General features: G+C 35.4%; 20 protein-coding genes and 1 riboswitch. Of the genes, 11 read left to right on the plus strand and 9 right to left on the minus strand.

What is annotated here, in order from left to right:
• Positions 1-23: 23 nt before the first annotated feature.
• Together V2145_RS06245 and V2145_RS06250 are read left to right on the plus strand one after the other, a co-directional pair.
• Positions 24-740 carry a DsbA family protein gene (locus V2145_RS06245; protein WP_094913286.1) on the plus strand — a complete coding sequence of 239 codons (717 nt, stop codon included), beginning with the start codon at positions 24-26 and terminating at the stop codon, positions 738-740.
• Positions 737-1,138, plus strand: coding sequence for a disulfide oxidoreductase (locus V2145_RS06250; protein WP_094913287.1), 402 nt, complete (start codon positions 737-739; stop codon positions 1,136-1,138). The genes V2145_RS06245 and V2145_RS06250 overlap by 4 nt, the downstream gene beginning before the upstream one ends.
• A gap of 98 nt (positions 1,139-1,236) precedes the next feature.
• Here V2145_RS06250 and V2145_RS06255 read toward each other — a convergent pair whose 3' ends face one another.
• Positions 1,237-1,719: a DUF2798 domain-containing protein gene (locus V2145_RS06255; RefSeq protein WP_094913288.1), complete on the minus strand. Its 483-nt coding sequence runs from the start codon at positions 1,717-1,719 to the stop codon at positions 1,237-1,239.
• A 154-nt stretch (positions 1,720-1,873) separates the two neighbouring features.
• Here V2145_RS06255 and V2145_RS06260 point away from each other — a divergent pair, with 154 nt between their 5' ends.
• From V2145_RS06260 to V2145_RS06275, 4 genes are all read left to right on the plus strand, one after another.
• On the plus strand, positions 1,874-2,029 hold the full coding sequence (locus V2145_RS06260) for a YvrJ family protein (RefSeq protein WP_094913289.1): 156 nt from the start codon (positions 1,874-1,876) through the stop codon (positions 2,027-2,029).
• A gap of 111 nt (positions 2,030-2,140) precedes the next feature.
• Positions 2,141-2,620, plus strand: coding sequence for a hypothetical protein (locus V2145_RS06265; protein WP_094913290.1), 480 nt, complete (start codon positions 2,141-2,143; stop codon positions 2,618-2,620).
• 325 nt (positions 2,621-2,945) lie between these two features.
• Positions 2,946-3,203: a CD3324 family protein gene (locus V2145_RS06270; RefSeq protein WP_131887971.1), complete on the plus strand. Its 258-nt coding sequence runs from the start codon at positions 2,946-2,948 to the stop codon at positions 3,201-3,203.
• Between the two features lie 127 nt (positions 3,204-3,330).
• Positions 3,331-3,966 (plus strand): FusB/FusC family EF-G-binding protein, encoded by a 636-nt coding sequence (locus tag V2145_RS06275; RefSeq protein WP_094913292.1) that lies wholly within the window; start codon positions 3,331-3,333, stop codon positions 3,964-3,966.
• 25 nt (positions 3,967-3,991) lie between these two features.
• Here V2145_RS06275 and V2145_RS06280 read toward each other — a convergent pair whose 3' ends face one another.
• Positions 3,992-4,468: a GyrI-like domain-containing protein gene (locus tag V2145_RS06280; RefSeq protein WP_094913293.1), complete on the minus strand. Its 477-nt coding sequence runs from the start codon at positions 4,466-4,468 to the stop codon at positions 3,992-3,994.
• Positions 4,469-4,671: 203 nt separating this feature from the next.
• Here V2145_RS06280 and V2145_RS06285 point away from each other — a divergent pair, with 203 nt between their 5' ends.
• Complete coding sequence (locus V2145_RS06285) at positions 4,672-5,106, plus strand: hypothetical protein (protein WP_094913294.1); 435 nt, start codon at positions 4,672-4,674, stop codon at positions 5,104-5,106.
• A gap of 1 nt (position 5,107) precedes the next feature.
• On the opposite strand, the gene V2145_RS06290 is transcribed toward V2145_RS06285, so the two are convergent.
• Positions 5,108-5,335 carry a hypothetical protein gene (locus tag V2145_RS06290; protein WP_094913295.1) on the minus strand — a complete coding sequence of 76 codons (228 nt, stop codon included), beginning with the start codon at positions 5,333-5,335 and terminating at the stop codon, positions 5,108-5,110.
• Between the two features lie 132 nt (positions 5,336-5,467).
• Here V2145_RS06290 and V2145_RS06295 point away from each other — a divergent pair, with 132 nt between their 5' ends.
• Positions 5,468-6,466, plus strand: a complete 999-nt coding sequence (locus tag V2145_RS06295) for an NADP-dependent oxidoreductase (protein WP_094913296.1) — start codon at positions 5,468-5,470, stop codon at positions 6,464-6,466.
• A 45-nt stretch (positions 6,467-6,511) separates the two neighbouring features.
• Here V2145_RS06295 and V2145_RS06300 read toward each other — a convergent pair whose 3' ends face one another.
• A complete protein-coding gene (locus V2145_RS06300) occupies positions 6,512-7,141 on the minus strand; it encodes a YitT family protein (protein WP_094910542.1) in 630 nt (209 codons plus the stop codon).
• Between the two features lie 304 nt (positions 7,142-7,445).
• Between V2145_RS06300 and V2145_RS06305 the strand changes: the two genes are divergently transcribed.
• Positions 7,446-8,198: a GTP pyrophosphokinase gene (locus V2145_RS06305; RefSeq protein WP_094910541.1), complete on the plus strand. Its 753-nt coding sequence runs from the start codon at positions 7,446-7,448 to the stop codon at positions 8,196-8,198.
• A gap of 18 nt (positions 8,199-8,216) precedes the next feature.
• Here the strand turns inward: V2145_RS06305 and V2145_RS06310 are convergent, their stop codons facing one another.
• A complete protein-coding gene (locus V2145_RS06310; protein WP_094910540.1) occupies positions 8,217-8,651 on the minus strand; it encodes a hypothetical protein in 435 nt (144 codons plus the stop codon).
• A gap of 127 nt (positions 8,652-8,778) precedes the next feature.
• A complete protein-coding gene (locus V2145_RS06315) occupies positions 8,779-9,345 on the minus strand; it encodes a GNAT family N-acetyltransferase (RefSeq protein ID WP_094910539.1) in 567 nt (188 codons plus the stop codon).
• Between the two features lie 222 nt (positions 9,346-9,567).
• On the opposite strand from V2145_RS06315, the gene V2145_RS06320 reads away from it, so the two are divergent.
• Entirely contained in the window at positions 9,568-10,365 is a 798-nt protein-coding gene (locus V2145_RS06320; protein WP_094910538.1) for a sulfite exporter TauE/SafE family protein, read from the plus strand.
• Between the two features lie 36 nt (positions 10,366-10,401).
• On the opposite strand, the gene V2145_RS06325 is transcribed toward V2145_RS06320, so the two are convergent.
• The 3 genes from V2145_RS06325 to V2145_RS06335 all read right to left on the minus strand — a co-directional run bounded on the left by V2145_RS06325 (position 10,402) and on the right by V2145_RS06335 (position 12,576).
• On the minus strand, positions 10,402-11,079 hold the full coding sequence (locus tag V2145_RS06325; protein WP_094910537.1) for a class D sortase: 678 nt from the start codon (positions 11,077-11,079) through the stop codon (positions 10,402-10,404).
• Position 11,080: 1 nt separating this feature from the next.
• Positions 11,081-12,187 (minus strand): processed acidic surface protein, encoded by a 1,107-nt coding sequence (locus V2145_RS06330; RefSeq protein ID WP_094910536.1) that lies wholly within the window; start codon positions 12,185-12,187, stop codon positions 11,081-11,083.
• Between the two features lie 257 nt (positions 12,188-12,444).
• Positions 12,445-12,576 carry a hypothetical protein gene (locus tag V2145_RS06335; RefSeq protein WP_256993296.1) on the minus strand — a complete coding sequence of 44 codons (132 nt, stop codon included), beginning with the start codon at positions 12,574-12,576 and terminating at the stop codon, positions 12,445-12,447.
• Between the two features lie 249 nt (positions 12,577-12,825).
• Between V2145_RS06335 and V2145_RS06340 the strand changes: the two genes are divergently transcribed.
• Positions 12,826-13,074 (plus strand): YueH family protein, encoded by a 249-nt coding sequence (locus tag V2145_RS06340; RefSeq protein ID WP_131887963.1) that lies wholly within the window; start codon positions 12,826-12,828, stop codon positions 13,072-13,074.
• Positions 13,075-13,275: 201 nt separating this feature from the next.
• A riboswitch (Fluoride riboswitch) is annotated at positions 13,276-13,335 on the plus strand.
• The last annotated feature ends 18 nt before the right edge of the window (positions 13,336-13,353 follow it).

Below are 13,353 nucleotides of genomic sequence, written 5' to 3' on the forward strand. Positions count from 1 at the left end.
CTATTTAAGTTGCAGCAAGCAAAATGGCAAAGTCAAAGAAAAAAGGAAAAACAGGAGCTCAAAAAAAGCAGTCTGCAAATTCTAAATGGTTGTTTTGGACAATTGGAATTGTGAGCGTCGCTGTTTTAGCGTTTATTATCTTTGGTAATATCAATAAAGGCAGTGAACAAGCTGATATTAGTTACGAAAATCAACCATTTTTGGGGAAAGAAAATGCACCAGTTGAAGTAATTGAATTTGGTGATTATAAATGTCCTCATTGTAAAGAGTTCAACAACACGTTCTTTCAATTGATTGATCAAGATTACATTCAAACAGGCAAAGTGAAGTTTTACTTTATGAACTATGCCTTTATTAACGTAGACTCAACTCGTTCGGCTCAGTTTGCTGAAACGGTTTACAAAGAGCTAGGCAATGATACATTCTGGAAGTTCCATAAGTTGCTTTACGAGAAGCAACCTGATTCAGCAGGTGCTGAAACGCAGGATATTTTTACAGATCAATTTTTACAAGATACCCTTAGTGAGGTAGCAAATGAGGAAGATGTGCAAAAAGTAGTGAAAGCTTATGAAAACGAAGAGTTTAAAGAAGCGTTCCGAAAAGACATGTCTTATGCCAAAAAACTAAACGTTTCTGGAACACCAGCTCTTTTTGTAGATGGAAAGCCGTTTGAAGGATCAACTGCTGAAGACTTTGATAAGATGGTTAAAGAAGCAGCTGAGAAGAAGGGACAAGAATGAAAAAAACGTTAATAGGAAGCTGGATTGTTGCAATTGTTGCAACTCTTGGCAGCTTATCGTTTAGTGAATTATTTAATTTTATTCCATGTACATTTTGCTGGTATCAGCGAATTTTAATGTATCCACTTGTGCTCATTTTAGGCGTAGCTGTATATGAACAAAATGACAGAATTTGTAAATACGTACTGCCTTTTTCAGTGGTAGGTATGCTTGTATCAGGCTATCACTATGCATTACAGAAAATACCTGCATTACAAGCGTTTGAAACATGCACAAGCGGTATACCTTGCTCAGGTCAGTATATTAATTGGCTTGGTTTTATTACAATACCATTCTTAGCATTTGTCGCGTTTACAATCATTACAGTTTTAATGGTAATGTTAAAAAGACAAAAATAAGTAAGAGACCCTAAGTTGTTAGCTTAGGGTCTCTTACTTATTTTTAAATAAAATATGTTCTAAATAAACACATTATACATTAACTAAAGGTACTGTCCTTACAAAGAAGAGGCTTGTTTAATAGAAAGAAATCTTGAAAAGAGAAATCGGACAGCAGGTCCTACAATAAGAATCTGTGCTGGGTAGGCGATCATTATATTTTTTGAAAAAATTGTAAAGAAACTAGTTAGTACATGTTGATTTGTCAGAGAACCAGCGATAGATGCATGAATAAGTCCATAGATTGACATGAAAAACACCATTCCTATTACCATGCAAGTAGATAAAGTTAAGATCATATAAAGTTTCTTCTCTTTCTTAAAAGGTAGCGAAAAGACAACTTTGTGAGCTATAGGACCTACTATTATTAATTCAAGTGCAAGAGCAATAATAAAAATAATTATCATTTCTTTTAGCATTTGCAGCGGGGTTAGCACGTCCAGCATTCCACTTAGCATGAAATTATACGTTGTCATAATAAACACCATACCTAGGCACATCATCATCCCAAAATAAACTTCCTGTTTTTTTGTTGTTGGCATATTATAATCCTCCTTTTGAATTCTTTGTTAAGTATAGAGATTTCAAAATTCCTTCGTAAGTGAACATTGTGTGAACTTTTTAATGTGTGTATCCCTTTGTAAGAGAGAAGTCTCTATATATACAGCAGTAGAGCATTAAAGGGGGAAAGATAAAATGACGGATTGGCTTTCTTTAATTTCAGACGTTGGCTTTCCGGTTGTAGTGACGTTATATTTGCTACATCGGATTGAAGCAAAGCTTGATATGGTTGTAACGTCAATTCAAAAGTTACCGTATGAGCTAAGGCAGCGGGAAAATAAATCAACTTAAAAGTGGAGAAATATCCATGTGTTAGTAAAATAGAGGAAAAAAGCTTTTTGCATTTATGGACATGTTATACTTGGTCTAGCTGTTAAGATAAAAAGTGGAGGGATTCAAGTAATGAACATATACCCTGACATCGCAACAAGCTATGGAGCAGATTTAATAGCATGTGAAAACCAATTTGAAGCAAGCTATTATTATCATGAAGTGAGAGAGCAGTGCTTACAAAAGTTAAAAGAAATCAGCAAGTTAGTTGATGAATTTGACTTGGACTTTTCACCAGACAGTTTAAAGATAATTGAACTTCTATATTATGATGTAGAAGAGCAGCATTCTTTTTCATTTTTTAATCTGACCAAAGAAGAGTTTGAACGTTGTTTAGGCGTTTATTTAGGAGAAGTTGTAGTCAGAAATATTGAAAAAGCTCGCTGGGTTGTTCGTGGATATCCTCTTGACTCTACCAAGTTTGTAATGGGAATTGAAAAAGGAAAGTTTGCGTTAATGCTTCCCTATGGATATCGCGAGCATAAGGAGCGTTACCCTCGCTTTCGATTTACTCTTTATCGAGACTTTTTACAATTTAAGAACCGTAACTAATTCTGAAAAATAATGTAGCTGAACATAAAATCATTAATTATAGATTGGATAAAGAGAAAGAAAAGCCGAGAACATTTTCTCGGCTTTTTTCATGAATATGGATGGAGAAATGGTATAATTAGGTGGATATCTCGTTTTGGGGAGGTGATCGGGAATGGTAAACAGCTGTTTACCTGCTTCTGTTCGTACTCATGCAAAGCCTACAAATGGAAAGGCGATACTTTGCATGGGGATAAACGCTTGATTAAGTCGCCCATTGCTTAGTTCACTTCATTTAATAGGCTTTGCCACCTTATTTATAGTAAAGAATAAGGAGCGAGCGGAAATGAAATATGTGAACGCAACGACGGTTTTACCTACTGAGCTAGTTAAAGAACTTCAGAAATATGTTCAAGGAGAAACAATTTATGTGCCAAGTACAACCCGAAAAGAATGGGGAGCGTGCTCAGGTACGCGAGAGTGGACGAAAAAACGAAATTGTGACATTAAAACAGCATTTCAAGAAGGCCATACAATATATGAACTAGCAGAGCAATACTTTTTATCTGTTGAAACAATTAAAAAGATTGTCTATAAAAAGTAGTTATGAAGGCGCTCATCAAATGATGAGTGCTTTTATGTATATCTTTTTTTAGAACTGTTTTTGCCATGTTAGCAAAGTGACTTGAGCATATAATAAGAAGTAGAATAAAAGAAAGGCTTGATTTAATATGGAAGCATTTATTAATCATCATCAATACAACCTTATACGTGAGCAAGTAAAGTTAATCTCTGACAGTTATGCGAAATCTAATAGTCACGACGTAACAAGTGCTATTAAAGCACTTGCCGCTGAGCGAGTGTTTAATCAATTTGAAGAGCTAACACCGTTGCAAAAAGATATCTTGTCACCTATTTCAATGTTGTCAGACAGTAAGGAAGGCGAGCTGCTGCTCAATCACTTAAGTTCGCTGATCATTCCTTTTCCACAAATGAGCGAAACAACAATTAAAAAGCTATTTAAAAAAATAAAAAAATTAAAGGTGCCTGCTACAATTAAAGACAATCTAAACTTCTGCTCCTATATTGGGTGGAATGATTATGGAGCCAATAAAAAATATCTTATCGTAGAACATCATGGAAAGTTAATTGGAGTTGCGGGTGAATTTAACCGTATTCAGGATAAAGGTGTATGTACCATTTGTCATCGTATTTCTGATGTAGGGTTATTTATGAACCAGAAAAAAGCAAGCTCAGACGGCACGTTTACAAAGCGTGGAAACTATATTTGCCAAGATAGTGAATGGTGTAATAATCACTTAACAAATCGAGATAAGTTAACTGAATTTATTGAGTGGTTATATTAAAAAGCGAGGAGTAAATCCTCGCTTTTTATTGACCAATTTTTATAGGAATATAAATCTTTATTACAATATCGTTATCTACGTTAAAGTGTGTAGATGTATCAACTATTTCTAAAGTCGGTCCAGGAATTGCTTGATATCCTGATTGAGAGAGCCAATTTTTTTGAATCATTTCGTAAGTTTTATCAAGGCTTTTAAATGTTCCTTTGTGCTCATATTGTATATATGTATAAGCGGGAAACGTGTGAACATTCATTCCTTTTGGGATAGTGGTTGAATCGTTTACTTCTATACCAGCGATATAAAAGTAGTCATTTTCACATGGAGGGAGACAAATCCCTGTCATGATATAATCATGCGTTCGATGAGGAATGGTACTTTGATTCTGTTCCATCTGCTCCCAAAGAGCTCTTACTATCTCGTCATCTCTTTTATTGAGTTTAGATCTTTTTTGAGCAACACCAACTACTGAAAATCCTTCTTTATAAACGATTTGACCTTGCATAATCCACCTCGTATGTAATGGGATAAAGTGAAGCTTATCGTGATTTTAACATACAATGAGGCATTGGAAAACAGATAAAAAAAGGTGAAAGAATTCTTCTTTACATAAAATGTAATAAATGTGTATAGGACATAATTGGCTCTCGTATATATTCAATAATGTCTATTCTTCATTGATGAATCGAATATAAAGGAGCGAACGCTATGATTAGTTTATTCAAAAGCCGAATTCAAATGTCTGCTACCCAAACTACGAACTCTTTATCGATTCCGTTTAACACTGAGACAACAGTTTTAACACTAGCTGTGCCTACAACCATTCCTCAGCAGCCCAAAAAAATCGATGGAATTGTAGGAGTAGAAGCGAATATTCCACTGGGACTAACAAGCTATGAGTATGGTGTGACGATGCGCTTGTATCGAAATGGTCAACAGCTAATGAGCCAAAACCTACGCCAAGGTGCAGCTGCGGTATTAACGCTGGGATTCATTCAAAATAATACTATCCCTTTTTCATGGGTAGATCAAAATGCTGTTCAAGGAACGAATACGTATACCGTGACGCTTCAATTCTTTACACGTTCAACAAGCGGAGTGACCATTCAAACAAATACAAGAAGCCTAAACGTTATCTCCTAGCTCAGCAAAGTTCGAAGTGATAGTTAAACCAATAATCCTCTTGAATGTTGCGAGTATTAGAAGCAAGGATATGCTCTTTTCCTTCCTCATCTAGTGCTAACCAGTTATAGTTAATGTCCATTTTAATAGAGTAAAAATGTCCTTCTTTAAACAAAATGACGGGAGGGGTTACTTCTACATAATCATTTAGTTTCTTAACAACGTCTTGTTTACAACGAATAAGTTCCATAAAATCGTTTCTCCTTTATCCATATGTATAGCATATTCTTTGCATTATCGCACGCACTCTCTTTACAATAAGAGAAGCAAGGTTATTTTAACATATTTAAAAAAAGAATCAGAATGAAAAGGAGCGAGACAAATGAATGAACAAATTATCTTTGCCAAAAGACCAGCTGGAATGCCAGAAGCAGATACATTTCAATTTGAAGAAATTCCTATGCCAGAAGCAAAAGAAGGAGAGGTAGTTGTTCAAACTCTTTATTTGTCAGTGGATCCTTATATGCGCGGACGAATGAATGACCAAAAGTCTTACGTACCCCCATTTCAAGTTGGTGAACCTTTTGTCGGTGGAATTGTTGGACGAGTTATTCAAACAAAGTCAAGCTCATATAAGCAAGGGGATATTGTAACAGGGTTACTACCATGGCAGCGTTATACGGTCGTGTTAGATGATCATATACAAAAAATAGACCCTGAACTGGCTCCGGTTTCAACGGCACTAGGAGTATTAGGGATGCCAGGTCTAACTGCTTATTTCGGACTTTTAGATATTGGTCAGCCAAAAGCTGGCGAAACGGTAGTTGTTTCCGGCGCAGCAGGAGCAGTTGGAATGATTGTAGGTCAAATCGCAAAAATAAAAGGCGCACGCGTAGTTGGAATTGCAGGTGCTGAAGAAAAAATTGCTTATTTAAAAGGCGAACTTGGCTTTGATGCAGTTATTAACTACAAAACAGATAACGTAAAAGAGGCTTTAAAAGAAGCATGTCCAAACGGAGTAGACGTATATTTTGAGAACGTTGGTGGCGAAATTTCAGATGTGGTTGCAGGGCTTCTAAATAAGCATGCACGTATCCCACTATGTGGACAAATTTCTCTTTATAATTTAGAAAAACCGGATGTTGGTCCTCGTATTCAAACACAGCTTTTAATTAACAGTGCTTTAATGAAAGGGTTTATTGTGGCTGATTACGCAGATCGCTTTCAAGAGGGAATTCAACAGTTAGGGGAATGGGTGCAGCAAGGAAAGCTCAAGTATCGTGAAAATATTGTAGAAGGATTTGAAAACGTTCCAGAAGCATTTTTAGGATTGTTTAGTGGTGCAAACCTAGGAAAGCAGCTTGTAAAAGTAGCCGAGTAACGGCTTATATTAAAAACCCAGCCTTTATACAAAGCTGGGTTTTTGTTAAAGAACAGACACCGTTTGCTGTTCCTCTGTACTTTCTTGTTTGTGATTACGCTCAATAGCTGAGCGTTTATGGTAACGACCAAGTAACCCTGTCATAATGAAAATTGCTAATAGAGAATAAAGCACCTGAATGACTCCAAATACGGCAGTTGCTGATCCGACAATAAAAAGATCCGTAATAAGCATCGTTTTTCCAGGATTCACTCCAAACCTTTTGTCTAAAAAAACGCAAAGCATATTAATACCACCAAGTGAAGAGCCGTTTCGGAACAAAATAATAAGCCCAATTCCAATGATAATACCTGCTGTAATTGCAGAGAGTAGTGGATGAGGTAGCTGAAATGACAACATGCTTGCAAGAATATCTGACATAATAGACATTAAGCTAACGCTTATGAAGCTTCGGATTGTAAACTGCAAACCAATTTGAGTAATGGCCATGAAATAAAATGGTAGGTTAATAATAAAGAAAAGCATGCCAAATGAAATGTTACTTAATTGTTCAAGTACAATCCCCAATCCTGCTGTTCCGCCAATAACGAGGCTTGAAGCAGTTAAAAATTGAATGCCAGCTGCAACGAAAAAGCATCCAACTGTAATCCATACCCATTGTTTCACCCTGTTCATTTTTACTACCCCTTTGTATATAAATTAATTTTTTTGTATATAAATTCTCATTTTCCGATATCACAAGTCTTATTGTACTACAAAAAAAACGCTTTGTATCTATAATTGTAAGAGATTCTAACACAATTATAAAAAGTAAGATAATTTAAATTAGTTTAACTTTTCTGTGTATAATTGGAATCTTAGAATGAATATAAAATGTATATTTGGAAAATAGAAAAGGTGAGCAGAAATTTGTGTAAAGCGTTTCCTAGTTGGTAAAATAAAAGCGTAGTGTATTAGCTAAAAGAAGAAAAGAGGCAGCATGAAGATGAATCATTCCGTTGATGTAACACAATTAAAGACAATGAAGCAAACATTAACAAGATTTATGATGGCTTATAAGTTTGCTTTAGATGAAATGAGCACGAAAATCAATGTATTAAAACAAGAATTTGAATATGTACATGATTACAATCCAATTGAACATATTAAAACCCGTTTAAAATCGCCCGAAAGCATTCTAAAAAAAGTGTATCGAAAGAACGGAGAGTTATCTTTAGATTGGATTAAAGAAAATTTAAAAGATATTGCAGGCATTCGAGTAACGTGTTCTTTTATCTCTGATATATATAAGCTTCGCGATATGATTCAAAGTCAAAAAGATATTAAAATCGTTGAATGTAAGGATTACATAGAAAACCCAAAAACAAATGGATATCAAAGCCTGCATCTTATTATCGAAATCCCGGTCTTTATGTCCGATAGGCAAGAAAATGTATTTATCGAGCTTCAAATCCGTTCTATTGCTATGGACTTCTGGGCCAGCCTTGAACATAAAATTTACTATAAATATAATAAAAAGGTTCCAAAGCAGCTGATAGATGAATTAAAAGAAGCGGCAGTTACAGCAGCAGAATTAGATCGTAAAATGGAAAAGCTTCATGAAGAAATCAATTACTTAAAGCTTGTAGATGGTGAACAAGAAGAAGCAAATGAGCTTGAGATTAATCACGTCAAATTTCCTTTACCAGAAGAATTACTAAAGCTTGTAATAAACAATAAAAAAGAAGGTTGAACGCATTCAACCTTCTTTTTAGAAAATGATGATAAACTCATGAATAAGTAATAATAGCAAGAAGAGAGTTACAATGAGGTGTTGGTTATCGGGAACAAGATTTTTTCTAATTGGGGGCAGTAGTTTACTGGTTTTACTATAAAGTTGCTCATATTCATGTTTTGTTACTCGGTGAGCACCTAAGATGTACGGAAACCACCAAGTAAAGATGTGAGAAATAAATAAGATAATAGTAATAATAAAAGCTAGCTTAGTGGTAAAAGGTGAGTTGATGTACAGACAGCATCCAATGACTAAAAGAGGGAGATATTGATAGAACAGTTCGCTTTTGCGATGGACGGACGTTTTCTTTTGAAGATCGTTAAACGGATATAAAGGACATAAGTTTTTAATTAGTAGATAGATGAAAAATAAGGCAACCACTAATAAGTTCCATGCATGTAAAGAGATCATTGAGCTCACTCCTATGATGTTAGCTTATTATATATATACGATTTTCAGTAGTAAACATTCTGAATAAAGCATGGTTTAATTTATGGTAAAAAGCCACGTTAGCGCATGACAGCGCCAGCGTGGCTTTTTATAATGTTGTTTCTTTTGAATTTAGCTTCTTCCATTCATGCTGAAGAAGTCCATAAATCACAAGGTCATGGTAATGGTCATATAAATACTCTCCATCACGGCAAATACCTTCTTCGGTAAAGCCTAATCGTGTGGGAACGGCACGGCTTTTGTAGTTATCAACGCCACAGCGAATTTCGACACGGTGAAGTTTCAGCGTATCAAAGGCATAAGTAAGGCAACCTTGTACAGCTCTAGTCATAATGCCTTTTCCTTGAAATTGTTCACCAATCCAATAGCCGAGGCTCGTGCTTTTATTCCCCCAGTTAATTGCATGAAATCCAACCATGCCAGCAATTTCATCATAGTAGCGAATAATTGCTTGAAAACCTTGATTGTTATAATATTGAGTTCGCCATTCGGGAATTAAATCGTCATAGTCGGAGATGCTTCTCATGCTGTCAACCCAGGGTAACCACTCTCGCAGGTAAGGTCGTGATTCATTTACAAGAGATAAAAGTGGAAATGCATCACTTGGCTCAATTAACTGTAAACTAATCTCATTATCAATTTTATACTCGAACATAAAACAACCTCCGAAATCAATAAGAATAGGCTATAGATATAGTTTCATCATAGCATATTTATAAACTATTTTTTTGAATTTTTATATGGTTCAGAATGATTTTTAAGACATAAAAAGTTAAATAAATGGTAAGAATTATCCTACATGAAAACAAGACAGTGCTATAATAAGAAAGTATGAACTACTAATAAGGCTGCATTTTGTAATTTAGAAGGTGACAAGATGGACGTACAATTATTACTGACAGTATTTGCATTAGGATTTTTAGGCTCATTTTTAGCGGGTATGCTTGGCATTGGAGGCTCCGTTATTTTATATCCAGTTTTACTTTTTGTACCACCTCTTATTGGAGTAGGGGCATTTACAGCGCATGAGGTAGCGGGAATCGGAGCAGTACAGTCTTTATTTGCATCAATTTCTGGAACGCTTGCCTATAAAAAAGGCGGCTTTTTACATAAATCACTTATCATTTATATGGGAACGAGCGTATTGCTTGGAAGCCTCATCGGTTCAACTCTGTCTAATTCATTTTCAGAAGATGTCATTAATTTAATTTATGGAGTAATGGCTACGATTGCAGCAATCCTTATGTTTGCACCTAAGGGGCCAACAAAAGGAGAGTACGAAATGGACGTCTGGTTTTCAAAAAAACTAGCTGTCCCACTTTCTCTATCCGTAGGTATATGTGGAGGGATTGTGGGAGCAGGTGGTGCTTTTCTGCTTGTTCCAATTATGATTACCATATTAAAAATACCAGTAAGAGTGACAATTGCTAGTTCGTTAGCAGTAACCTTTTTATCTTCCATTGGGACAACCTTCGGAAAAGTGGCTACGGGACAAGTTTTATTACTACCTGCACTGATGATTATTGGTGCAAGCTTATTAGCAGCGCCAGTCGGAGCTTTTGTTGGTCAAAAGACAAAAGTGAGTTCGCTCCAAGTCGTTTTAGCGATAGTTATTACCGCAACTTCGTTAAAAATTTGGTTTGATTTACTTAAAAAATCAATTTCTCTTCATTGAATAAAAAAAGATAGCGTCATTTATACGCTATCTTTTTTATGTGGTTTCTGATGAAATAAGATGTGCTACTAAGATGTAGCGTTCTGGCGCAGAGCCTATAAAGTTAAAAGGGTAGCAAGTGCTGACCGTTAGTGTGGCTCGGGGCTTAGGAACAATTACCGTACGGTCATCGGCATCGACAATTCGCACTTTATTAACTCGGTAGGTAAATGAACCAGCCGCTGTATGAACTAATAACAAGTCTCCTTCACCCACTTCACCTAGTTTTCGAAAGACAGTATCACGGTGGCCCGACAACACGGAATTATCGCTTTCTCCAGGCAACACGCTGTCTGCAAAATGACCAACGCCTTTTTCTAGCTCATCTTCGTTAGTACCATGATAAATGGGAAGAGTGGCATTTAGCTTAGGAATTTCTAGTTCACCCATCAAGTCTCCTATTTTAGGCTGTGAAGGATAGGATGCATCGCTTTTTTTTATTTGCTTTACTGAATTACTGCTTTCTTTCGTTAGAGGCTGTTCTGTTTTTGCTTCAGTTGGCTCTGTTACTTGCGGTTCAACAGCTCCTGTTTTATAAGCAAAGTATCCTTTGGCAAATTTATAAGCGTTAGTAGTTGTGAACCATAGGCCAAAACAAAGCACTCCTACAGTAATGGAAAGAAAAATCAATCGCTTTTTGCGACTGATTTTTCCTTTTGAACTTCTTGGTTTCATGTTATGCTCGTCTCACTTTACGATATGCAACAAATGCTAACAGAACAATAGATGCTCCAATTAAAGTGTTTAATAAATAGTTTGAAGCTGTATTTGGTAAGCGAGCCCCTTTAACAGTCTTCTTTACTTCAGCTTTTTTTACTTCTGTTTTTTGAGTCTTTTCTTTAACAGGTGCTTGTTTTACAACGTTATTTACGTTTTGAGCAGATTTTTCAATGCTCTTTCCTGTATTTGCAACCGTATCTGAATCAACCATTTCCCCTGTGATAATCATATCAGCTAAAAATTTGCCGTCAGCTGTATATAGGTTAATCTTTAAGCTAGCATTTTTTAATTCTTTCATATTCATTAAATCGAATAAAGAAAGCGGCTTTTCAGTTCCATCTTGAATCAACGTATAAGTTGCTTTCATTTTAAAGATAGAAAGCATTTCGTTGTAAATTGACATTAATTCCGCAATTTGATCAGAAGTTAGTTCGGTTGTTGTATCAAAATCTTCAAAAGCTGCTAGACGCTCAGCAAGTGCCATTAAGCGATTTAACGTTTCTTCATTTGCAAGCTCATCTTCAATTGACATTAAGTGGTCGTTAATACGCTCTAACTCTTCACGCGTTAACCCAAACTCGTCTTCTAACATTTGTAAAGCGGATTCAAAATCGTCAGTGCTAATTTCGTCCGTATATTCTTCATCATCAGCGTAGTCGAATTCATCTTCTAAATAGAAGAAAACTGTTTGATCTAAATCATCAACAAATACATAGTCATTTAAATCTTCACCATTTTCTTCTAATAGTGATTGAAGCGATTTTTGATTTAAGTCATAGTTTTCATAGATAAAGCTTAAATTACTTAAGTCACTCTTAATGACTTCACCTAAAAACTCTTTTAATTCTTCCACTGTATCAAAGTTTGATAATTCCTCATCATAAAGTGAAAGTGAAAACTCGATATCTTCTTTGGAAACATCAAACCCACGAGTAGTGCTTGCAGTTGTTAAGTAGTTCTTCAAGTCTGCTTCAAACGTCTTGGATTGAGCAGCAAACGATACACCAGGAAAACTACTAACCATCAGTAATAAAGCCAATAAAATTGAAACACCTTTTTTCATCTCGTATTCTCCTTTTTATGTAGTCTAGAAGATTATAATTTATGAGTAATATTTTTACAATACTAGATATTAAAGTTTTTATATGGAAAAAAATAACTTATGCACGGGAAGTTAATGTATTAAAAAAACAGCTCACCTCTTTTCTATTAAAAAAGAGGTGAGCTGTCTTTATTCGTAAATGTTACCGCTCTCTATTTAAGGTAGCTAAAAAAGGGGAGAAAAAGAGCGTATGTAGTGATATTCGTTACCGTTACGTTTTAAGGCTTTAGTAATGAAAGGGTTGAAAAATGAGAACGAGGCTTTGTAAGCTCAATTTTTATCCCTTTTAGTTTTAAACGCTCAACGAACTGTTTGCGCTTTTGCCGTTTTTCTTTTGGGGAACGATCCATTGTTTACCTCAACCTCCATTTAGTTAGGTACATCTCAATATACTCATCATACCAAAAAAATGCATATATACAATAAACATTGCAAGATATTCACAAAGATTTAAAATATGAAACATTACTTTCTCTTTAACTAGTATTCTATACCCTGTTTTTAAACCCTTTAACATTGAAAAAGAAGCTAATGCGCATTGATGTTTCTTTATGTGTGTCGTATGATACACATAAAGCTTATATAGAGGTGATAAGTAGATGAAAATTCGTAAAGCACATATTCGCATAGACGAAAAAGTCATTGAAAATGTATTTGTTCATGAAAATAAAAAAGAAGAACAAACGCTAATTGCAATTCCAGATGTGGAATGGTCAACCATTATCCCTTATGAAGAAGAAATTCAAGAGTGCAAAGACCGACTACGGGCATCGTTAGCTTCTAGAGTTAGCGGAGAGGTAGCGGAGCAACTAACAAACAAAATTAACTTTTGGGTACGAGAGATGTAAAAAAGAGCAACTGAAAGAATAATAATCCCTTTTACTTTATTTTAAATATACAGGCATTTAAATGTACTACATAGTGATTCTAAAATCATAAGACTTCTCAACCCAACCTTGCGTTGCAGATTGAAACCGTTACTTTCTTTGGGTTTCCATGGTTAGCTCTTTATAAATGAAGTGGATTTTGCAAAAATGAATGTAAGATGGAAAATAAAAGGCGATGGAGTTCGCCAAAACTGCTGCAGAGCTAATGACTTCTATCCATATACAGGGTAGGAGTTTATT

It is taken from the genome of Priestia sp. GS2 (genome assembly GCF_036409025.1).
GTDB lineage: Bacteria > Bacillota > Bacilli > Bacillales > Bacillaceae_H > Priestia > Priestia aryabhattai_A.